This window comes from Veillonella rodentium (assembly GCF_900187285.1).
Lineage (GTDB): Bacteria > Bacillota > Negativicutes > Veillonellales > Veillonellaceae > Veillonella > Veillonella rodentium.
The window spans coordinates 1,932,627-1,954,363 of the sequence record NZ_LT906470.1 but is presented as its reverse complement, the minus strand read 5'-3'; the positions used below and the strand labels follow the sequence as shown (position 1 = coordinate 1,954,363).

Sequence of the window (21,737 nt, the reverse complement as noted above, 5' to 3'; positions counted from 1 at the left end):
ATGAAAATCGGTGAATTTTCAAAATTGGTAGGGCTGTCTATTTCTACATTGCGATATTACGAGGATCAAGGGTTCCTCCACATCGAGCGACAGAACGGCATTCGCAATTACCATGCGGAGGATATAGGTTTTGTGCAGTTTATTAAACGCTTGAAAGACATGGGAATGCCGCTTGCGAATATCAAGCGATATGCGGATCTGCGGTATGCCGGAGGCCATACGGTCCGTGAAAGAATGAGACTGTTACAAGACCATTATCAGTTTATTGAGAACGGAATCAAACAATTGGAAGGTTATAAGAATAATCTTGAAGATAAGCTGGAGCTGTATGAAAAGGTTATAGGAAAAGAGTCACGGGAGTGATGAAAATCACTACTGATTCTAGTGTGAATATGTTATGATAATTATATCGAAAAAAATGTATTTAATAAGGAGGATATCCCGATGTTACCTGAAAAATTACTGGAAGTTCTCAAGCATGAAGGCGTCGTATCAATTACAACGTGGGCTAATAATGATGCTCATGTAACCAATACATGGAATTCGTATTTGAAAGTGGACGGTGATGATCTTTGGGTGCCGGCAGCAGGCTTAACAAGCAGTGAAAATGATTTGAAAATCAACAATCGAGCTATCGTCACATTGGGGGCCCGCGAGGTGGAAGGCTTCAACGGTTACCGGGGAACGGGATTCCGTTTGGAATGTACTACATCTTTCATCACCGAAGGTGAAGTTTTTGACAAAATGTATGCGGAATATCCGTTTATCAATCGTGTTCTTATATTGCATGTACAATCGGCTAAACAATTACTGTAACCGGTAATGTATCCGGTTGTGAATTGAAAGCTGAATAGAATATCAATCCCTGTCGACAGAATCGGCAGGGATTTTTTCGTGGTATAATTATTTTATATATCGCTATTGATAAATTGTGGATAATATCAGTATTTACCGTTTTAAAGGTGGATCTTTATAATCTCTTTAATACCTGATGAAAGGAGACATTATGGAATCGACGAAAGACTTGGAAAGATACACATATGAGCTGTTAGCGGAGCGAGGCGTTACACTGGAAGACATCGCCGAGCTGGTGTTGTACGTGCAGAAACCGTATATGCCGAATCTCGGCATCGACGAGTGTCGTGACAGTGTGGCGTCCGTACTGGCTAAGCGCGAAGTTCATAATGCGATTATTACGGGCGTGGAACTCGATAAACTGGCGGAGCAGAACAAGCTGTCTCAGCCGTTGCAACGTATCGTGACCCATGATGAAAGCCTTTATGGCATCGATGAAATCCTGGCGTTTTCCATCGTCAACCTGTACGGGTCCATCGGTTTTACGAATTACGGTTATCTGGACAAGGTCAAGCCCGGCATTATTAAGAAATTGGACAGTAAGGCGGGCGGTCATTGCAATACATTCCTCGATGATCTGGTGGGCGCTGTAGCTGCTGCGGCGGCCGGACGCATTGCGCATAATGAACCGCATAGCGTGCAACATGCTTTGGCGGAAGAGTAAAGCGGTATTACAGTCAGTTTGAAGGAGTACGGATACAAAAATATTGAAATTCATATACCGAAATAATTAATGGCGGATATATTAGTACAATTAATGTGCAGGTGGTCATATGCAGAGCGTTCTTGTAGTTATCGATATGCAACATGATTTTGTGGACGGTGTCCTCGGTTCGCCCCAGGCGGAGGCCATCGTCACCAATGTGCGCCCAAAAAATAGAGTCCTTTCACGGACCTATCATATTCACGCGAGATACTCATGACAGTCATTACCTTGAAAGCCAGGAGGGGCAGCTTTTACCGGTGCCGCACTGTATAAAAGGAACGGACGGCTGGCATATCATGGAAGGGCTGATCGAGACCGCCGAAAGCCGAAAAATCATGAGCCCCGTGTCCTTCATAGATAAGCCGAATTTTGCGTCCTGTTGTGCGGGGGTTACCCCGGAATCGCATGATGCGGCGCTCAAAACGATGCAGGCCTGTCAGTGCATTATCGACTGAATCTCATTGTGGCGGGGGTATTGCTGTATACATAATTGACATTTGTCATGATGGACGCAGTTGTTGTCCGCGTAGGTCAATATAAAGGAGGTTTGCACATGAAAAAGATAGCATTATTAGGGGCTGTTGCGTTAGCACTTTTGTTTTTCTTCGGAGGGCTAAGAAATACCTTTGCGTATGTATATCCTAAACATCTGAATGGCGATCCGAATTATATTTTAACCTATGGGCACATGAACTATGGTACGTATCTGGACAAGTCCTCTGTGAAAGTAGTCTCTGAAAGTCCGGATAGAATTGTGTATTCCGTTGAAACCGTGTCCGGTCTGGTGCTGGACGATGGCGACGAGTGGATTGTTCCGGCGAAGGATATGAAACCAGGCAGTATGGTTATCATGCGTATATATGATGATCCGTGGAATGTGGTGTATACATACAATCAGGAAGACCAGACATGGAAAGAACAGGACTTGAATAATACATTCGGTTATAATCAGGGCTTTTTAGGTATCGTTGCGGAATCCTGGAAGGTATTAACCGGCGGTCCGTATCCTAATTTGATTCGTTAATTATATTGAACTATTTTTTAAAGAGTGATATGCTGTAGAGGAATTACATAGCAGAGTATGCAAGGGAGCCTATGGAATAGGCTGAGAAAGGGCTATCAGCACCTGACCTTTGACCTGATCGGGATCATGCCCGCGTAGGAAGCACGCAGACACTATAAAAGGGTATCGATCGAGTATCGATGCCCTTTTTCTTGTATACAAAGCTGAATGGTTATATTCAGGAGGAGATGTAAAATGTTTCATACTCAATTGGAAGCCGCTAAAAAAGGCTTTGTTACAGATGAAATGAAAGTCGTCGCCCGAAAGGAAGGTATTCCTGAAGAGCGGTTGCGGGATTTGGTCGCCGCCGGACAGGTCGTGATTCCGTGTAATCGGAACCACGCCTCTATCGACCCTGAGGGAATCGGCAAAGCTTTGCGGACGAAGATCAATGTCAATCTGGGTACATCAAGGGATGTAACGGATTATGACAGTGAAATGGAAAAGGTAAACTGGGCCATTCAATTGGGAGCCGAATCGATTATGGATCTGTCAACGCATGGAGACACCCGAATTTTCAGACGCAAGCTGACCGGTGAGTGTAAAGCCATTGTCGGTACGGTTCCCGTATACGACAGCGTCATTCATCATAAAAAGGATTTGGCGGAGCTCACGGCGGAGGATTTTCTGGATACCATACGCTTACATGCGGAGGACGGTGTCGACTTTGTGACACTGCACTGCGGCATAACGCGGCAGACCATCGATCAAATCAGAAAGCATAAGCGCAGATTAAACATTGTGAGTCGCGGCGGCAGTCTGTTGTTTGCGTGGATGAGTATGACCGGCAAGGAAAATCCGTTTTATGAATACTTTGATGATATATTGGAGATTTGTCGACTTCATGACGTGACGATATCCCTGGGGGACGCCTGTCGCCCCGGATGCCTTGCGGATGCTACGGATGTGTGCCAGATAGAGGAGCTGGTACGATTAGGTGAATTGACTAAAAGGGCTCGCGAAAAAGGCGTGCAGGTTATCGTGGAAGGCCCCGGACATGTGCCGCTCAACCAGATTCAGGCGAATATGGAACTGGAGGACTCTTTGTGCGGCGGCGCCCCATTTTATGTGTTGGGACCTTTGGTTACGGATATTGCACCCGGTTATGATCACATTACGGCTGCTATCGGCGGGGCCGTGGCGGGAATGCATGGTGCATCGTTCCTGTGCTATGTGACACCTGCGGAACATTTGGCGCTGCCTAATGCTGATGATGTGAAAGAGGGTATCATGGCCTTTAAAATTGCAGCCCATGCGGCCGATATCGCGCGAGATATTCCCGGAGCACTCAATCGGGATGATGCGATGGCGGACGCGAGAAAGGTCCTCGACTGGGAGCGGCAATACGCATGTGCCATTGATCCTGAAAGAGCGCGAAGCATCCGTGAGAGCCGTGCACCGGAGGAAGATCACGGCGAAACCTGCAGCATGTGCGGCAAGTTCTGTGCCGTGCGGAGTATGAACAAGGCGCTGAATAGCGAATATATAGATATCCTATAATGATATTTTACAAGACGAATCGTTATATGGGGATATTTTTATCTATACATCATATTATATTGACGATTTTCTATATACATAGTACAATAAGTATCAAATGATAATTCATATCAATTTATTGATGCATAGTAAAGAATATTATCGTTATACGATATGCGGATCATGCAGATATACGACATGCAGATTATGCAGACGATATATTTTTAATTATATGTCTTGATGATTGATTATATAGTAGTGATGCAGGTGCATCAAATCGCTTTCACAGGAATGATAGAAAAGATTAACGTTATAGTGATGTCGTTCCATGCCCTGATTATAAGGAGGACTATTATGAAACCTTTTGAACTTGCACCGTTACCGTATGCTTATGATTTTTTAGAACCTGTTATCGATAAAGAAACGATGCAGATTCACCATGATAAGCATCATCAAGCGTATGTGAACAATTTGAACGCGGCCATTGCGAAATATCCGGATCTTCCGTATGGTTGTGTAGACTGTATTCTCGGAGATATCGCCAATGTGCCGGCAGATATCCGTCAAGCCGTGATCAACAACGGCGGCGGTCATAAAAATCATACGCTGTTCTGGGAAATCATGACGAAACCTGATTCCAGCACATTATCCGGCGATTTGAAAGAGGCCATCGACCGTGATCTGGGCGGTTATGATGCATTCGTAGAGGCTTTTTCCAATGCGGCCGCAACGCGCTTCGGCTCCGGTTGGGCATGGCTCGTAGTTAATAAAGACAGGAAACTCGAGGTTATGTCCACGGCAAATCAGGATAACCCGTTGTTGGAAGGCAAAACGGGCATTCTCGGCCTTGATGTGTGGGAGCATGCGTATTACTTGCACTATCAGAATCGTCGTCCGGATTATATCAAGGAATTCTTCCGTGTTATCAACTGGGATAAGGTTTCTGAAAACTATACAAAGGCGCTGAATCCTCATCATAAATAAATGGTTCTCAGATGTATTCCGGAAATGTCCTGAAACGTAGCAATTATTAGTAGTTACGAAGTGGTTATGTAATAGTATATTGCAGAAATATGACAGAAACACAATAGAGATATAGCAGAAATGTAACAGAAATAAATATAGCGGGTAGTTGCTCCGTGAACTGAATGCCGAACTGGATATGGTTTTGGTGTGCAGTTCGATGCGAGGGTCGACTATCCGCTATTTTTTGATATTATTTTTTATAACTTTTAAAAGTATATCCATGGATACAGAAATTATAATCGATATCGTTTATCATAGGACTATAAGTTGTGAAATATTGCGAAATACGTATTATATAGAAATTGATAACGAGGTAATTAACATGGAAAAGAAATTAGATTTATCCAAATCCGTTTATGATTTGGTGAAAGTATATCCGGAAGTAGCGGATATCATGAAAGATCTCGGGTTCAGCGAGATTACGAATAAAATCATGCTGAATTCCGTCGGTAAGATCATGACCATCCCGAAAGGGGCCAAGATGAAGGGCATCTCCATGATCGATATCGTGGGTGCTTTTATGAAAGCGGGCTTCGTGCTGGAAGGGCAGATGCCGGACTTGCACGGCGATGCATCGGCGGAATCTACAGCTGAAAGCAGTTCGTCTATAGATGCGGCACAGACTGCAACGGAGACGGTTACAGCAAAATCGGATCAAACCGCAACTTACAGCAGTAACGATGAAACTTATGGCGCTAATGACAGTAACGCAGAAGGTGACACCGATGATACCGGTAACGACAGCGAACGCGTGGAGCAGCTGAAAGGCTTTTTGAAACGGTTGGGGACCGGCGAAGACCTCGGTTCCGTTCGTGAAGACTTTGCCAGTCAGTTTGCTCATGTTGAGGCCAGTGAAATCATGAAAGCCGAACAGGGGCTCATGCGCGAAGGCACACCGTTGACGGAGGTACAGCAGTTATGTGACCTTCACTCCGCATTGTTCCACGGTTCCACCATCCATGAACAGATGGAGGCTGAACACGCCAAGGTGGAGGCCGTTTTAGAGGCTCAGGAACAGAGTAAAAGCGTAGTGTCCTTAATCGAGACAGCCGGCCATCCCCTCAATCAGTTGACGGAAGAAAACAAGGCTCTTGATGCTTTGATTGAAGCGACAAAGGTTAAAATCGCCGATAAGACCGCTACCGTAGAGGATGTGAACGCGGTGCGCCGGGTATCGGTTCACTATGCGAAAAAGGGAGACCTTTTATATCCGCATTTAAAGGTAGCTTATGATATTTCCGGTCCGTCCATGGTCATGTGGACCGTCGATGGGGATATTCGCGACGGCTTTGGCCGTTTAGCTGAGGCGAACACCTTTGACCAGGCGTGGTATGACGACTTTGATGCACTTCTCACGCGCGCTCAGGAGATGATTTACAAGGAACAGAACATTCTGTTCCCGATTTGTGCGGAGAACTTCACCGCTGAAGAATGGTATCGAATTTACAAGGATGCTAAAGACTACGATGTTATCTTCGGCGCGGAACCGACCGTTTGGACGGAGGCGGAATCCGCTTTGGCTGAAAGCGCTACAAAGGCAGGTGCAGCCGAACATGGGGTAAGAGCAAACGGAGACAGCCATACCATTGCCCTCATTGGCGGCAGCCTGACCCTTGATCAGTTAGAGGCTATGCTCAACACCATGCCGATGGAGATTACCTTCGTTGATCACGAAGATATCAACCGGTACTTCAACGACGGGGAAAAGGTGTTTAAACGTCCTACTACGGCTATCGGCAGAGATGTGTTCTCCTGCCATCCTCCGAAGGTGGAACCGATCGTGCGCGGTATTATCGATTCCTTCCGCAAGGGTGAACGGGACAATGTAGCCGTATGGCTCGAAAAGCAGGGCCGTCCGTTCTATGTCAATTACATGGCTGTACGCGACGGGCACAAGAATTACCTTGGTACATTGGAACTCGTACAGGACATGCAATTTGCAAAAGACCATTTCAAGAGATCTTAACAGGGCAATATGAAATAATACGTGCAATAAACTCTGCTGTGGTCATGGGAACCTTCCTATTTGGAGTATTACGTATAAGGCTTCATTGTTCGGATATCTCCTGTAACATAGTCTTTTCTTCCTTAAGCCATGCCAAATAGGATTGCTCCCGATGGATGGCACGTCGTAGGATAAGTGCATGACCGTAATGGTTGATTTTATTGTTCGGGCACACCGAGGAAAGCCGGCTGCGTAGATAGATGATCTTGGTTTGATGACGTCCGATCTCTTCGTCGATGAGCTCCATGAGTATCGGATCTGTCGCGGAGCTGATGAGATACGCTTTGATAGGAAATTCATCCTTGCTGGGCGGTACGTCATTTAAAGGTTCTTTCATCCATTGATGTAATATTTTTAAACCTTTTTTCGTGATGTGGTAGAGGTGCTTTTCCAGCTTTTCACCTACGATTTCCGTTGTGGCTTCGATGAATCCCTCAGCTTCGAGACGCCGCAGTTCGGGATAGATTTGACTGTGATTGGCATGCCAAAAATCGGACAGCTCCGTATTGAATAATTTTTTGATATCATAGCCCGCCATATCTTCGTGGGATATGAGGCCTAGCAGGATATACTGTAATGTGTTCTTTTGTGCCATATGGTCCTCTGCTATAATCGTTGTAATGATTGATATTAAAATAATAGACTGAGATTAAATTAATATATTTGAAAAAGGCCGACTTAATAGTTATTACATTAAATAACTATTAAGTCGGTTTTTCTGCTTTCACTTTAGCCGTAACCTCCGGACATAGTTATATAATGTACTATTTATTATAACAATATCATATTTATTATACATGTACATTTTAATGTGTAAATATTGACATGATTTGAAAGGAAGAATATAATTAAGACATAAATCATGTCATTAATTACATATATTGTGTTAGTATATAATAAAGATATGCAGATATACGGCTTAGATTGACAGGGAATTGAATCAATGACTGATGATTTTAAGACATTACATTGTAAATTAACTACATCGTAAATTCAGGAGGCGTGAATTATGAAATTTAAAGAACTGGAAGATTTCATAGGAACACATTTCATTTATACCTATGATAACGGCTGGGAGTATGAATGGTACTGTAAGAATGATCATACCGTGGATTATCGTATACATGGCGGTATGGTGGCGGGCCGTTGGGTAAAAGACCAAAAAGCGGATATCTGTAAATTGACCGACGGCGTGTTCAAGGTAACTTGGACTGAGCCGACCGGAACAGATGTGGCGCTCGATTTCATGCCGAACGAAAACTTGATGCACGGTACAATTTTCTTTCCAAAATGGGTTGAAGAACATCCGGAAATTACGGTGTGCTTTCAAAATGAACATATTGCACTCATGGAAGAATCCCGTGAAAAATATGAAAATTATCCTAAATTGTTAATCCCGGAATTTGCGAAGATTACCTATACCGGCAAGGCCGGCGTTGACAATGAGGAGGTCATTGCGGAGGCGCCATATAAAGGCATGACCGATGACATTCGCAATGGTAATTATTTTGATGAGAGCTATAAACGTATTCGCAAATAATATAAGAAACCGATGCTGTATATAATGCAGGTGTATAGATATTTGTATAAAAAGTAGGTGCATATATATTTATATAAAGAGCGTTATGCATCGCTGAATTTCTGCAAAAGATATTTATAAGAGGTGAATAATGAAAAAAGTGCTAATCACTACTATGGTGGTTTCGTTAATTACAGGAGGCGCTATGGCAGCAACACAGGGGTCCTCCTTAAAGGATGCAGAAGCGGAAAATTTGAATGCGACTGCTGTTAGTAAGGATATATCTGCCATCAAAGTTCCAGAAGGTTCTAAACTTGTCCAGGTTGAGCCGAATCGTCCATATATCAATTACATTTCTGATGTAGTATATGAACAGGTTCCTATGCGTGGATATGATAATGTAGCTATGACGATGGATATTATGGTTCCGAAGACTAAGGAAAAATTACCCGCTATCGTATATGTTACAGGCGGGGGCTTTATTAATGCCAACAAGGACAGTTATATTCAACAACGAATGGACTTAGCGGAATCCGGTTATGTTGTGGCGAGCATTCAATATCGCGTGGCGCCAACGGTACAGTTTCCGAAACCGTTAGAGGATGTGAAAGCAGCCGTTCGTTACTTGCGGGCCAATGCCGATAAATATAATATTGACCCTGATAAAATCGGTTTGTTAGGTGGTTCCGCAGGCGGCTACTTAGTCGCTATGAGCGGTGCTACAAACGGGCAAAAGCAATTTGATGTAGGGGAAAACCTCAATGTATCCAGTGATGTGCAGGCCGTTGTGGATACGTACGGCTTATCTGATTTAACAAAGGTCGCTGATGATTACTCGCCGGAAGTACAGAAGAATCATATGTCTCCGGGGGCAACCGAAGCATTATGGGTTAATGGGAGTCCAGTATTTGGCGGACTTGATGGAGGTATCATGGCAGATCCCGCGAAAACAGAGCTGGCCAACCCGATTCATTATATCTCCGGTAAAACACCTCCGTTCCTATTGATGCATGGCAATAAAGATACTGCGGTTTCTCCGAGTCAGACATATATCCTGCAACAAGCGTTACAAAAGAAAGGGATTCCGGCAGAGCGTTATGTAGTGGCTAATGCCCCTCATGGCGGTGTACTGTGGGTTCAACCGGAAATCGTTAAGATTATCGGTGATTTCTTTGATCATACATTAAAAGGCAAATAAGCATTTTTAGAAGTTCGGTGTCACATTAATATGAGTACTCACTTTCGAATTTTTAAATTCTTAACGCAAACATACAAATTCAAACATGTAGCCTCACACTTATAAATCCAAACATAAACAAACACCTATAAACTTATAACACACTTGAAAAGAGGCGCCTTCAGGCGTCTCTTTTTTATGCGAACCGCGCAAGCATAAGGGCCCGGATTCGTATACATATCGTAGTCTATCCGCTTGACGGTAATGACTTTCACAATTTAAAATATACTATAGAATAGTGTGTGCATGACCAGTGGCACACACGGATCGAATGGTTACAACTGATAAATTCTTAACGTTATATGGGGGCAATACGTTCATATGTGAAAGTGGTTCATCGAGCTGCGCGTCTATATAGAATTGTTAATATAAGTACAGTACTGGATCCTTGTTAGGAGGCATGTGCCATGAGTAACGAATTAAAACCATTACATTTTGATGCGGATTACACGATGGAGGAGGCGCTTGCGGAGGCGAAGCGCTGCTTGAACTGTCCTAAGCCGTTGTGTCGCATGGGTTGTCCTATTGAAAATGAAATTCCCCGTTTCATTCAGGCTATCGCACGCGGCAATTTCGGCGAAGCGAACGATATTCTGGCGGAACGGACGAATCTGCCGGCTATTTGCGGCCGCGTCTGCCCTCGTGAAAATCAATGTGAAGGCAACTGCATCATGAATAAAGCGAAGAAACCGCCGATTAACATCGGTAAATTGGAACGCTTTGCGGCCGATTTTGAAAGCATCAATGAATTGAGGAAACCTAAAAAGATCAAACAGGACCACGGTCGCGTGGCCGTGGTCGGCTCCGGCCCCGCAGGTTTGTCCGTAGCGGGTGACATTGCGAAACTAGGCTATGAAGTGACCGTTTTTGAAGGTCAGTCCGAACCGGGCGGTGTACTGTTGTTCGGTATTCCCGAGTTCCGTCTGTCCAAATCCGTCGTGCGCCGTGAAATCGCACGTCTGGAAGGCTTGGGCGTTAAATTCGTATGCAACACATTCATCGGTCAGGATAAAACACTGGATCAGCTGTTTGCGGAAGGCTTTGATTCCATCTTTATCGGCACCGGCACGCATATTCCTCAGGAAGTCCGTATGGAGAATGACGAGATTACCGGCGTATTCCAGGCCATGTATTTGCTGACTAACGTACAGCTGGTCGATAATGGCGAGCTTGATGAGGCACAAATCCCCGTTAAGAAGGGGGACCGTGTCGTTATCATCGGCGGCGGCAACGTAGCGATGGATGCGGCCCGTACGTGTGTGCGCCTCGGCTGCAAGGCGGTTACCGTAGCATACCGTCGCAGTCAGGAACAGATGCCGGCATTGCTTTCGGAGTATGAAGAAGCGCGCGCCGAAGGCGTTCAGTTCCAATGGTTCGCATCCCCTGCGGGTGTAGAAGGCAAAGACAAGGTGGAAGGCTTCAAGTACGAAGTGATGGCGCTCAATGAAGACGGCGCCGGCATTCACGGCACGGGCACATATCAGGTGATGCCTGTAGATAAAATCATTATCGCTGCGGGGCATAAACCGAATGCACGCCTCGTCGGTGAAGGTAACAACCTTAAAGTCGATGAAAAAGGCTATATCATCACCTCTCAAGATCCATACGGTATGACAAGTCGGGAGGGCGTATTTGCGGGCGGTGACGTTGTACATAAGCCGGCAACCGTAGTACTCGCCATGCGCGAAGCAAAACGCGCCGTTGACGGTATGGTAAAATACATGGAAATTAAAAAGGCTCAGGAAAGCGCGGAGTAATTTTATACTGAGCGTTCAGGTAGATGCAGAGTAATTGATATTGCGATTCAATGATTTATCGTGATGTACATATGTTTATATGCGCATATAATATCTGCATTTACAGAGTCTTTCTGATGCATAATCATAATAATGGAGTGAAATATATGCAAACTTTCACAAAATGATGAAAATATGAGTATATATTGTTTAAAATGATGAAAGCCCCTATATCTATCGGAATTATCCGCGATGATATAGGGGCTTTTTCTGTCATTGCCATTCAATACATGCTGGGCAGGCGTTATTCGGCAGATGTATCGTGGAGGCATACAGGCATGTGCTGTGAATGAGAGTGGAGAGAGGCTGGTATGGATCCTATCATATGTTCTCGGGACGTTCGGGCCCGGCAGGAAGCGCATAGACTCGGTATGTTAATATTGTTGTGGCGCAGGCGGCTGGGTATGACTCAATACCAGCTGGCGTATCGGTCCGGAGTCGCCCAGTCCTATATCAGCGACCTTGAAAGCGGAGCCATTGACCCCAGATGGTCAACCATCTATAAAATCGTATACGGTTTAGGAAATCTGACAATACAGGAATTTCTGCACGGACCTTGTGAGCTGTATTCGTGCGGTGCTGCCGATGCGGATAGGAAACAGGGACTGCATTAAAGGAGGGAGAAATTAAATTATAGTTTTACTTAATAGCGTTACTTAATTTGTGCTGAAACGTAAACGTTGGAATCTATTCCAACTTTTACTTAAAATAAGGTAAAGTTTGGAATAGATTCCCAAAAATAATTTTTACTTTTACCAATATGTGTAATTTGCTATAATAATAGTATTGATATGGCATAAATAGCCAATGTTAAGGAGGCAAAATCGTGGATTTGATTCAAAATTTGAAAAACAAAGTAAAACCGTTAGGTAAAAAAATCGTATTGCCGGAATACAAGGATGAACGCGTATTGAAAGCGACTGAAATCATCTTGAAGGAAGGTTTCTGCACACCGGTGCTCGTAGGCAATTCTGCTGAAATCGCTGCAGCTGCTAAAGCCGTAGGCGCATCCATCGAAGGTGCCGAAATCATCGATCCTGCCGGCTACGACCGTTACCAGGAAATGGTTGATACATTCGTAGAATTGCGCGCTAAAAAAGGTATGACACCTGAAAAAGCTGACGCAACTTTAAAAGGCGACTGCCTGTTCTTCGGTGCTATGCTCGTTCGTCTCGGTGTTGTTGACGGCATGGTGGCCGGCTCCGCATCTCCGACTGCAAACGTATTGCGCGCTGCATTGCAGGTTGTCGGTACTAAACCGGGTCTTAAAACTGTATCTTCTTCCATGTTCATGTTTACAAGCAAAAAAGAATATGGCGATGAGGGTATGCTTGTATTCTCTGACTGCGGCGTATTGCCTAATCCAACTAGCGAACAATTGGCTGATATTGCAGAATCCACTGTAGAAAAAGCTCGCAAAGTTGTTGGCATGGCTGATCCTCGCGTATCCATGTTGTCCTTCTCCACAAAAGGTTCTGCTTCCACTCCAGAAGTAGATAAAGTGGTTGAAGCTGTTAACATCTTGAAAGAACGCAACGTTGATTTCAAATTTGACGGCGAATTACAATTGGACGCTTCCATCGTCCCTTCCGTAGCAGAAAAGAAAGCTCCTGGCTCCAATGTAGCTGGTAAAGCTAATATTTTGATCTTCCCTGATCTTCAAGCTGCTAACATTGGTTACAAATTGGTACAACGCTTCTCCGGCGCTGATGCTCTTGGCCCATTGATTCAAGGCTTGGCTAAACCAGTTCATGACCTTTCCCGTGGCTGCTCCGCTCAAGACGTTGTAGACGTTGCGGCTATCGCTGCTGTTGAAAGCATTTAATAGTTACTCACACAATTTTATATATAAACATATGTCATGTATGTTTTGATATGCTGAAAGCTGGTTCTATAGGGCCAGCTTTTTGTATGTTCAATATATATCCATATATTTTTATATTCATTACTTTATGTTATTTCCTACAGCGTTACCATTGTTGTCATGTTACTTTCAAATTCGTAGCCACTGCGACAGACAGAATCCATGGTTGGTCGTATAGTATAATTATAAGAAAATAGATCGGCGTAAACCATTGGAGGTGTATCTTATGAGTTTTGGAACTATTAATAAATCCATGACTGTAGCTGATGCGGTTAAAGTAAATCCAGAGTTAATGGATGTATTAGCAAAAGATGGAATTGATTTTTGCTGTGGTGGTGGACATCCTTTAGCGGAGGCTATTGCAGAAAAAGGTAAAGATGTGGATGCATACATTACTATGCTAAATGATATACAAGTTGCTCAGAAATCTTCTCGTGCAGAGGTGCTTAGTTATTCTAAAGACCAATTGATTGATTACATCGTTCATAATTACCATCGAGAACAATTAAATATGATTGATGAAATTGACCAAGGGTTGGCAAAACTACTAAATGTACATTATGACCATCATGGTGAGGAATTGGCAAAGATTTATCAAACCTTTTTGCAACTCAAATCCGCTCTTATACCTCATTTCCGGCATGAAGAACATGTAGACTTTCCTGAGTTTAAAGCGGGTAAACCCGTAGACTTTGATGAACTTCGGGCTGAACACGAAGCTGCAGGTGTACTTTTGGAATCCTTAAGTGCATTGACCAACCAGTACACAGCACCAGCAGATGGTTGTGCTACTTATGTGTATGTATTTAAGACCATGAAAGCCTTAGAAGAAGGTCTTCATGAACATATTTTCTTAGAAAATTCTGTTTTGTTTGACATGAAATAGATTATAATATCATCTGTATAACGACAAGGTGCTATTGCAAAATGGCTCCTTGTATGTAGTAAAGACACCAATCGAATGCTTGGTGTCTTTTGTTATCTTGAGAGTCATGAGTTTGTAGCTATAGTATGGGGAAAATATGTGGTTTGCGTAAATACATATAGAAGGTGTATGATTAAATTGATTATAGTTGATTAATATAATTAATCAATATATTGAGTAAATGCACTTGATATATACAGGTGTAGTTATGTTTGAAGTCGTGAAAAGGAGAGGGCTATGATTTCTGTATTCGACACAAATCCTGTTGTTTTTGAAAGTACGGATCGTATATTGACGGTTAGTTACAATGGTGTACTCTGCAAAGATGCAAATGGTCAGGTGATAACTGACATTGATTTTGATGATGTAAATGAGCTTCATCTTACAAGATATTTAAATTCAAACAGTAACTATACAATTACATTTAGAGACCACAATTGGAAAAATATTGAAGGTCAAGATTTAGATACAGACCGTAAGGAATTTAATGCTGGTCACAACATTCGTGAAACAAAAGCAATCATTGCTGCTTTTGCTCGCCATAAATTGACAGCGGACTTTCCTGCAAATTTAGACACTCTTCAATTGCCACTAGATTACTCCTACATGGGTAAACGAGAAATCACCATTAAAAATGGTGTTATCTCGAATGGTAAGGTAGATATTCCTATTAATGAAATTCGTCGGGTAGTATGTGCATCTAATGGTACAATTAGCAAATTGTTAGTGTATAAGGAAGAAAAACCGAGCTCATTCCTTAAAAAGATCTTTGATTCTCCTGATATGAAAATCACCTTGAACGCCATTACGTTGCCATTATTGGAATCTATCGTAACGCGCAATACAGGTCATGGTATCGATTTCACTCGTGGTAATGGTTTTGATCAAAAAGATTCCAATTATATTATCATTCGCTACCTTGATTCTGGATTCTTCCTTGAAAAAGATGGTACAGCAACAACAGAATGGCAAAAAACTGCGGCGGAAACAACGGCAAAATTTAATTATGATGTGAAAACATTATTAGTGTAATAAAGAATCTCTTTTATATTTAGGGTTATAAAAAGGAATGTATTTGTGCTTGTAAAAGCATAAATACACTCCTTTTTTATAAACTTAGCGATTTTGATTCACAGATAGTAAAGTTCGTGAAGTTCTTTCTTAAATCGAATTTCTTAGTAATTGTTAGAGGTTATAATTTTAGATATAGTATAGCCATAAGGTAACAACACCTTAGAAATTACGAAAAATATTTGAATAATAAACAATAACAAGTATAAGGAGATTTATCATGAACAAACAAGAAATTATTAAAAACTTACAACAATTAGTAGACGCTTTACATGCAGGTGCTTTCAACCATGAGATCCACAGTCACATCTTTGTAGCACAAGGTTTTAGTAAACTTGGTGAAAAGTATCAAGAACATGCAAAGGAAGAACGCGATTTCGCAGCTAAATTTATTAATCGTATCATCGACCTTGGCGGTAAGGTAGAGCAAAATGCACAGGAAGCTGTGCCAGTATGTGAAGAATTTAAAGATTACTTGGCAGTAGAAATCAAAGCTCAATCTGAAGGTGTAGCAATGCTTGGTCAATGTGTAAAGCCTGAAAACTTTGATATTGCTAGCTATGAATTATTGAAAGAATACTACTTAGATGAAGAGGAAGATCTTTACTGGATGGAACAACAATGTGAATTGATTGAACGTATTGGCTACCAAAATTACTTAGTAAAACAAATGTAATTGGATTTTAATCTTCAATCTTACTAAATCTAAATCTTACTAAACCTCAATTTTTGAGGCTCAACTTTCATAAATATCTAAAATTTTATTTCTACATATCTGACAATATATGTAACAATCAATATGTAACAGTATCAACTACTGTTTATTAGGAGGCTATCATGAGTGTATATAATTATTCCCTTATCAACAAAAATGGACAAGAACAAAGTTTAAAAGATTTTGAAGGTAAAGTACTTGTCATCGTAAATACAGCTAGTAAATGCGGTTTTACACCGCAATATGATGGATTGGAAGCCCTTTATAAACAATATAAAGATAAAGGTCTTGAAATTATTGCGGTACCATCTAATCAATTTGGCGAACAGGAACCAGGTTCCAATGAAGAAGTACAGTCCTTCTGTAAATTGAACTTTGGTGTTACATTCCCTGTAATGGCAAAAGCGGATGTACGCGGTGAAAATGTAATTGACTTGTTTAAATACTTGACTAAAGAACAGGGCTTTAAAGGGTTCCCAGCTAGTGAATTAACAGATATGCTAACTGGTCACTTGAATTCCATCGACCCTAATTACTTAAAAGATGATCAAGTGAAATGGAACTTTACTAAATTCGTCGTAGACCGCAAAGGCAATGTAGTAGCACGTTTTGAACCGATGGCTGAACCGGCTGAGATGGAAGAGTGCATTAAATCCTTACTATAATATAGAAATTTAACTTATAACCCCTTAATAACTTAAATTACTAGTCCCCATAATATAGTAACTTTGCCTATAAACCGCTTAATAACTTAAATTACTAATCCTCATAATATAGTAATTTTACCTATAAAACTCTTAATAACTTAATTTACTATATTCCTTTATATATTCTATATAAAACATTGACTTATAAATGTAGAAAAACCTATATTTTCAGAGGAGGTCTTATGGAATTATTTGAAACTATGAAAAAACGTGCTAGTTTCCGTCGTTTTAAAGATGAAATACCAAGTGATGATGAAATCAATACTATTCTGGATGCTGCCTATTTGGCGCCTCATCTAGGTATACATGATATGCGTTTACATGTGATTACAAACCCGGAACTTTTGGCGGAGGCACAGGTGAACGGAGAACGCTTTAATCAACAGAATAATCCTATGTATATGTACAAGGCGCCTGTGTGGATTCTCGTATCCGCTATTGAACGGACAGAAGGTATTCCGAATACGCCTTATACGGCAGAGATGTGCAAAGGGAATTTATATTGGACCTTGGGTAGCTTAATTCAAAATATGCAGCTTGCTGCGACGAGTATCGGACTTGGGTCTTGTGCCATGAATACAACGGTTGTAGCATTACGGGATAACCAGGAACTGGCTCGTAAACTTGGCGTACCGGAAGGCCATATGCCTATCGGATCTATGATATTAGGCTATACAGATATTCCTATGAAAGAACGAGTTGTTAAAAAAGAACTATTCCCTACAGATTTTATTAAATAATATAGATAGGAGGCTTATCATGGCAATGACAAAAGATTTTTTACATAATCAATTTAAACGTAATATCGAAGCGGGTAAATTGCAATATGGTGTTGCTCAAGAGATCCCCTCTGCGGAAGTAGCAGAAATCTTAGCAACTACTGATTATGATTGGTTGTTTGTGGATGGTGAACATGGTGCGCACGATATTCGCTCTATCGTGGAAATTGCACGAACAATTGAAGCGTATAATATGACACCTGTAGTTCGTATTCCTGAGGCCGGTACAGGTGTTTTGAAACAATATCTTGATTCTGGTATTCATAATATTATTATTCCTAAGGTGGAAAGTGGTGAAGAAGTAGAACAAATTATGTACTGGGCTTCTTATGCTCCACGCGGTAATCGCGGTATGGGTGCTGGTGCTGTTCGTGCAGGTCGTTATGGACGTATTACAGACTACCTAGAGCGTATCAATGATGAAATGTGTATTTTGCCACAAATTGAAAGTCGCAAAGGTATTGAAAACCTTGATGCTATTGCCAGTGTAGAAGGGATTGGCGGTGTATTCCTTGGCCCAATCGACCTTGCTGTAGACATGGGTCATGGCCTTAATATCTTCCATCCAGAGGTAGAAGAGGCAATGGAATATGCTATTAAACGTATTCGTGAACTTGGTGTACCAGTAGGTACTGTCGCTTTAACACCTGAACAAGCTAAACGTTTTGCTGATCTTGGAGCGAGCTTCCTTGGCCTTGGTGCAGATACTCAATTCCTTGTGCAAGCAGCTGATACAACACTTGCCACATTTAAATCCGGTATTGGTAAGTAATCGAGATTTTTTAAAAAGTTTTGTGGAAAAACGCTGTAATTATTAGAAACCCAGGTCCTCATTGATTATGATGACTTCCATTGTCTGCATGTTGCGCATCTTTTTATAGTAGATGGTCAATGCATTGCAGATGCGATCGGGAGAACTGCAGTCGTAGCATTTTTCTTCCAGTTTTGCGCATGGATTAATCGAACTTTTCTTGTTTTTCCTGCTGTTGAGCGGTGCCGCCGTATTACGGGCGCGGTAAATGGCGGATGCTAAATCCGATGTAATCTTGTTGCGGCCAAGTACGAAAAACACTTCCTCAGAGCCGAACAGCGAGGCGGCAATACGATTACCGGTGCCGTCAATATTGACCATTTCACCTGTTTGTGCCAGGGCATTGACGGAGGTGAGGAATACGGCGCGTCCCATCGTGCGGAGTGCCGTTTCGCGGAAGCTTTCACCGGGGAGAGGACGATGAATATCGGTTACATCCTCGTTGACCTCGCAGAGCGCATCGTAGACGCCGAGCTCCAACAAGGTGTGCGAATCGCCGAGAGCCACGCGCTTGTGCTGAATGCGGGATTTCAGATATGCGGTCGCCTCATGACCGGTCTCGAAATAATGGACCACGAAGTTATTGCGCTCCAAGGCCCGTATCGTTTTTTCGATATCGATAGGCGCATCGTTCGTGTGAGGATTGACAACTGCGTTGATTGTCGTTTCTGTATTTGCCATAAGCCCTCCTTGATATGTATGATTCTTACCTTTATTGTACAGGTTTTCATGCATAATTCAATGGAGGGCTTGCGTTTTATATACTATCTTCAAATATAAATCCCGTCATCGACAGGGATCCTGAATTATAGGTTTGATTAAATACAGTGGGTTTCGCATTTTCACCGGCGCCCATAATATAAATTAACGGGAGGTAGTGATCCGGTGTAGGTGCAGCGTAGTTTGCTTGAGGATGCTGCGCATAATTGATGACCTTATCCGTATCGTTCGCGAGGACCGCATCGGCAATGTATCGATCGAATTCAATCGCAGCAGGGGTGCCGGATGGATTATCCCATTCCAGGCGCCTGAGATTGTGAACGATATTACCGCTGCCTATGATGAGATAGCCTTCGGTGCGCAATGATTGGAGTCTTCTACCTAGTTGATAGGCTTCTTCAGGACTCAGGTTTTTATGTATGGATAGTTGCACAACGGGAATGGATGCATCAGGGAACATGTGAACTAATACGGTCCACATGCCGTGATCGATGCCCCATGTATCGTTGATAGAAACGTCGTCACCCAGTAACTGCTGAACTTTTTGTGTTAGGTTGTTATCGCCCTTGGCGGGATAGACAACCTCATATAGCTCTTTGGGAAATCCGTACATATCGTAGATCTGTTTCGGATTCTCGGCGCTTTGCACATAGGTGCCGTCCGCGTACCAATGGGCGGAAACGGCGAGTATGGCTTTTGGTTTACCATAGTTGTTGATAATATTTTGTCCTATATTTTTGAAAGTATTTGTCGTTTCTGTATGTTCCAAGGCCATCATGGGACTTCCGTGGCCTACGAATAGAGTTGGCATGCGTTTCATTGGATCACCTGCTGTCTATAAATATAATAATTAATATTTGTTTAAAGTTTTTGTTTTAATTATAAGAGAGGGCTATTGGTTGCAGTCAATAGCCCTCGGTGTCTTTATATAGGTTGTTTTGTGTTGGGAGGATGTTGTTACATATCAATAGATTGAGATATTAGTTTTGCACTGCGGTAAAACGTTGGCGACTGAATTTGTGGTTGTTGATTTCATCGACCAGGATTTGTGTGAAAGTTTCATACGAAATATATGGTTTACCATCTTTATTTACGATGACTTCCTCATTACCGATGATATAGTCGTTAGATTCCGGACCTTCTGCATCAAAGATCGGTGCAGGGCTGAAGAATGTCCACTCTACATTGCTGAATTTACGTAAGATATCGATCGCGTTGCCTTGTGCTTTTGCAAGACCTAAATAATCTGCAGGAAAATCCGGTGTATCGTATAGTTGTAGCGTGTGATCTTCGTCTACATATAGGCTGCCGGCTCCGCCTACTACGATAAGGCGAGTATCTGTATTAGCTAATGCTTTTACCAATAATAAGGTCAAATCTGTTTGTAAATAGTAGGTTTCTGGAGTGAAAGCACTTGTGGCATTTATCACGACGTCAAATTGGGTTAATTCCTGTTTTGTTAATTGCAATGCATCTTTTACGATAGTCGGAATGCCTTCAATTGCACCTTCACGACGAACAACGCCCGTTACTTGATGACCTGCTTTGAGTGCTTTTTCTACAATAAGACGACCTGCGTTACCATTGGCACCGATTACTAAAATATTCATGATGATTCTCCTTTTCCTGAAAGCATATCTCTCGTGAAGAGATATTGATTATGGTTTTACTATACTGTTTGTAGTTCGTAAATTTGTAGCAGCACTATATGATAGTGTTTTTTTAATTTATTACGCTACAATCTGTTGTGTTCAGCTGATGATTATATTATAGATGAGTGCATATGTTTTACATAGTAGAATTATTTTAGATAGGTACTATCAGAAGTGATAGAATTGTGATGATTACTGATTAAAAAATTTACAAAAATTTTTGTACCCATAAAAAAGATACTATAAAATCCTTGAAATTTCTTTTACCTATGATACGATAATAATATAAAGTGTTATTTAATTTGTAAGAAGATAACATTGTACGTGTGTTAATAGTAATAAGGAGTTTCATTATGGCAGAAGCTTTGGTAAATGTTCACGATTTAGTGGGTCGTTGTCCATACGCAACGAGTCAAAAGTTATTGGGCGGTAAATGGGCACTGCTGATCATGCACGAATTATCTGAAGGTCCCGTACGTTTTCGCGAATTAGAACGGCGTTTGTATCCTATCACGCAGGCAACCTTGACCCGTGCATTGCGCCAGATGGAGGACGACGGACTCGTGCACCGCGAAGTGTACAGCTCTATTCCGCCGAAGGTCGAATACAGCCTCACCGAGGTGGGGGCGGGCTTTAAAATTGTTCTCGCATCTCTTGAAACATGGGGTAATCAATATATTGATTATATGAAGGCGTCAGGACGTATATAATATATAATTGTTATGTAAAATGACGAGGAATATAGAGGCGGCTATATAAATTTTGTATTTTGCGGCTTTTTATATTTCTGAAACAGAAATATGGTAT

The 21,737-nt window shown here is 42.1% G+C and carries 23 protein-coding genes, 1 pseudogene and 1 riboswitch; of the genes and pseudogenes, 20 read left to right on the top strand and 4 right to left on the bottom strand.

From position 1 onward, the window contains the following. The 8 genes and pseudogenes from CKV62_RS08985 (at position 1) to CKV62_RS08950 (ending at position 7,095) form a co-directional block, all read left to right on the top strand. Positions 1 to 363 (top strand): MerR family transcriptional regulator, encoded by a 363-nt coding sequence (locus CKV62_RS08985; protein WP_095066605.1) that lies wholly within the window; start codon positions 1 to 3, stop codon positions 361 to 363. An 81-nt stretch (positions 364 to 444) separates the two neighbouring features. Further along, positions 445 to 816, top strand: a complete 372-nt coding sequence (locus CKV62_RS08980) for a pyridoxamine 5'-phosphate oxidase family protein (RefSeq protein WP_095066604.1) — start codon at positions 445 to 447, stop codon at positions 814 to 816. A 190-nt stretch (positions 817 to 1,006) separates the two neighbouring features. Continuing rightward, positions 1,007 to 1,519 carry a phosphatidylglycerophosphatase A family protein gene (locus tag CKV62_RS08975; RefSeq protein ID WP_095066603.1) on the top strand — a complete coding sequence of 171 codons (513 nt, stop codon included), beginning with the start codon at positions 1,007 to 1,009 and terminating at the stop codon, positions 1,517 to 1,519. A 109-nt stretch (positions 1,520 to 1,628) separates the two neighbouring features. Then, positions 1,629 to 2,016, top strand: a pseudogene (locus CKV62_RS08970) (cysteine hydrolase family protein). Between the two features lie 98 nt (positions 2,017 to 2,114). Next, the gene (locus CKV62_RS08965; protein ID WP_095066602.1) at positions 2,115 to 2,585 is read left to right on the top strand and encodes a hypothetical protein; all 471 of its coding nucleotides are present in this window, start codon (positions 2,115 to 2,117) and stop codon (positions 2,583 to 2,585) included. A gap of 51 nt (positions 2,586 to 2,636) precedes the next feature. Beyond that, positions 2,637 to 2,743: riboswitch (TPP riboswitch) on the top strand. A gap of 76 nt (positions 2,744 to 2,819) precedes the next feature. Next, the gene (thiC, locus tag CKV62_RS08960) at positions 2,820 to 4,124 is read left to right on the top strand and encodes a phosphomethylpyrimidine synthase ThiC (protein WP_095066601.1); all 1,305 of its coding nucleotides are present in this window, start codon (positions 2,820 to 2,822) and stop codon (positions 4,122 to 4,124) included. A 333-nt stretch (positions 4,125 to 4,457) separates the two neighbouring features. Continuing rightward, positions 4,458 to 5,087, top strand: coding sequence for a superoxide dismutase (locus CKV62_RS08955; protein WP_095066600.1), 630 nt, complete (start codon positions 4,458 to 4,460; stop codon positions 5,085 to 5,087). 364 nt (positions 5,088 to 5,451) lie between these two features. Beyond that, positions 5,452 to 7,095, top strand: coding sequence for a DUF438 domain-containing protein (locus tag CKV62_RS08950; RefSeq protein WP_095066599.1), 1,644 nt, complete (start codon positions 5,452 to 5,454; stop codon positions 7,093 to 7,095). 82 nt (positions 7,096 to 7,177) lie between these two features. Here the strand turns inward: CKV62_RS08950 and CKV62_RS08945 are convergent, their stop codons facing one another. Then, a complete protein-coding gene (locus tag CKV62_RS08945; protein WP_095066598.1) occupies positions 7,178 to 7,729 on the bottom strand; it encodes a PadR family transcriptional regulator in 552 nt (183 codons plus the stop codon). Positions 7,730 to 8,143: 414 nt separating this feature from the next. Here CKV62_RS08945 and CKV62_RS08940 point away from each other — a divergent pair, with 414 nt between their 5' ends. From CKV62_RS08940 to CKV62_RS08890, 11 genes are all read left to right on the top strand, one after another. After that, entirely contained in the window at positions 8,144 to 8,674 is a 531-nt protein-coding gene (locus CKV62_RS08940) for a phenolic acid decarboxylase (RefSeq protein ID WP_157728928.1), read from the top strand. A gap of 184 nt (positions 8,675 to 8,858) precedes the next feature. Beyond that, on the top strand, positions 8,859 to 9,851 hold the full coding sequence (locus tag CKV62_RS08935) for an alpha/beta hydrolase (protein WP_231968327.1): 993 nt from the start codon (positions 8,859 to 8,861) through the stop codon (positions 9,849 to 9,851). Between the two features lie 446 nt (positions 9,852 to 10,297). Beyond that, positions 10,298 to 11,647: an NAD(P)-dependent oxidoreductase gene (locus CKV62_RS08930; protein ID WP_095066596.1), complete on the top strand. Its 1,350-nt coding sequence runs from the start codon at positions 10,298 to 10,300 to the stop codon at positions 11,645 to 11,647. 350 nt (positions 11,648 to 11,997) lie between these two features. After that, positions 11,998 to 12,300 carry a helix-turn-helix domain-containing protein gene (locus CKV62_RS08925; protein ID WP_095066595.1) on the top strand — a complete coding sequence of 101 codons (303 nt, stop codon included), beginning with the start codon at positions 11,998 to 12,000 and terminating at the stop codon, positions 12,298 to 12,300. A 212-nt stretch (positions 12,301 to 12,512) separates the two neighbouring features. Beyond that, positions 12,513 to 13,511 carry a phosphate acetyltransferase gene (gene pta / locus CKV62_RS08920; protein ID WP_095066594.1) on the top strand — a complete coding sequence of 333 codons (999 nt, stop codon included), beginning with the start codon at positions 12,513 to 12,515 and terminating at the stop codon, positions 13,509 to 13,511. Positions 13,512 to 13,776: 265 nt separating this feature from the next. Then, entirely contained in the window at positions 13,777 to 14,436 is a 660-nt protein-coding gene (locus tag CKV62_RS08915) for a DUF542 domain-containing protein (RefSeq protein WP_095066593.1), read from the top strand. Between the two features lie 276 nt (positions 14,437 to 14,712). Next, the gene (locus CKV62_RS08910; RefSeq protein WP_095066592.1) at positions 14,713 to 15,507 is read left to right on the top strand and encodes a hypothetical protein; all 795 of its coding nucleotides are present in this window, start codon (positions 14,713 to 14,715) and stop codon (positions 15,505 to 15,507) included. A 259-nt stretch (positions 15,508 to 15,766) separates the two neighbouring features. Beyond that, positions 15,767 to 16,222 (top strand): ferritin-like domain-containing protein, encoded by a 456-nt coding sequence (locus CKV62_RS08905; protein ID WP_095066591.1) that lies wholly within the window; start codon positions 15,767 to 15,769, stop codon positions 16,220 to 16,222. Positions 16,223 to 16,383: 161 nt separating this feature from the next. Continuing rightward, positions 16,384 to 16,926 (top strand): glutathione peroxidase, encoded by a 543-nt coding sequence (locus CKV62_RS08900; RefSeq protein ID WP_095066590.1) that lies wholly within the window; start codon positions 16,384 to 16,386, stop codon positions 16,924 to 16,926. A gap of 224 nt (positions 16,927 to 17,150) precedes the next feature. Further along, entirely contained in the window at positions 17,151 to 17,708 is a 558-nt protein-coding gene (locus tag CKV62_RS08895; protein WP_095066589.1) for a nitroreductase family protein, read from the top strand. A 19-nt stretch (positions 17,709 to 17,727) separates the two neighbouring features. Further along, on the top strand, positions 17,728 to 18,519 hold the full coding sequence (locus CKV62_RS08890; protein ID WP_095066588.1) for an HpcH/HpaI aldolase family protein: 792 nt from the start codon (positions 17,728 to 17,730) through the stop codon (positions 18,517 to 18,519). Positions 18,520 to 18,561: 42 nt separating this feature from the next. Here CKV62_RS08890 and CKV62_RS08885 read toward each other — a convergent pair whose 3' ends face one another. From CKV62_RS08885 to CKV62_RS08875, 3 genes are all read right to left on the bottom strand, one after another. Further along, entirely contained in the window at positions 18,562 to 19,239 is a 678-nt protein-coding gene (locus CKV62_RS08885) for a lactate utilization protein (protein WP_095066587.1), read from the bottom strand. Between the two features lie 76 nt (positions 19,240 to 19,315). Next, on the bottom strand, positions 19,316 to 20,098 hold the full coding sequence (gene ygiD, locus CKV62_RS08880) for a 4,5-DOPA-extradiol-dioxygenase (protein ID WP_095066586.1): 783 nt from the start codon (positions 20,096 to 20,098) through the stop codon (positions 19,316 to 19,318). A 160-nt stretch (positions 20,099 to 20,258) separates the two neighbouring features. Continuing rightward, a complete protein-coding gene (locus CKV62_RS08875) occupies positions 20,259 to 20,888 on the bottom strand; it encodes an NAD(P)-dependent oxidoreductase (RefSeq protein ID WP_095066585.1) in 630 nt (209 codons plus the stop codon). 395 nt (positions 20,889 to 21,283) lie between these two features. Between CKV62_RS08875 and CKV62_RS08870 the strand changes: the two genes are divergently transcribed. Then, positions 21,284 to 21,640, top strand: a complete 357-nt coding sequence (locus CKV62_RS08870) for a winged helix-turn-helix transcriptional regulator (RefSeq protein WP_095066584.1) — start codon at positions 21,284 to 21,286, stop codon at positions 21,638 to 21,640. The last annotated feature ends 97 nt before the right edge of the window (positions 21,641 to 21,737 follow it).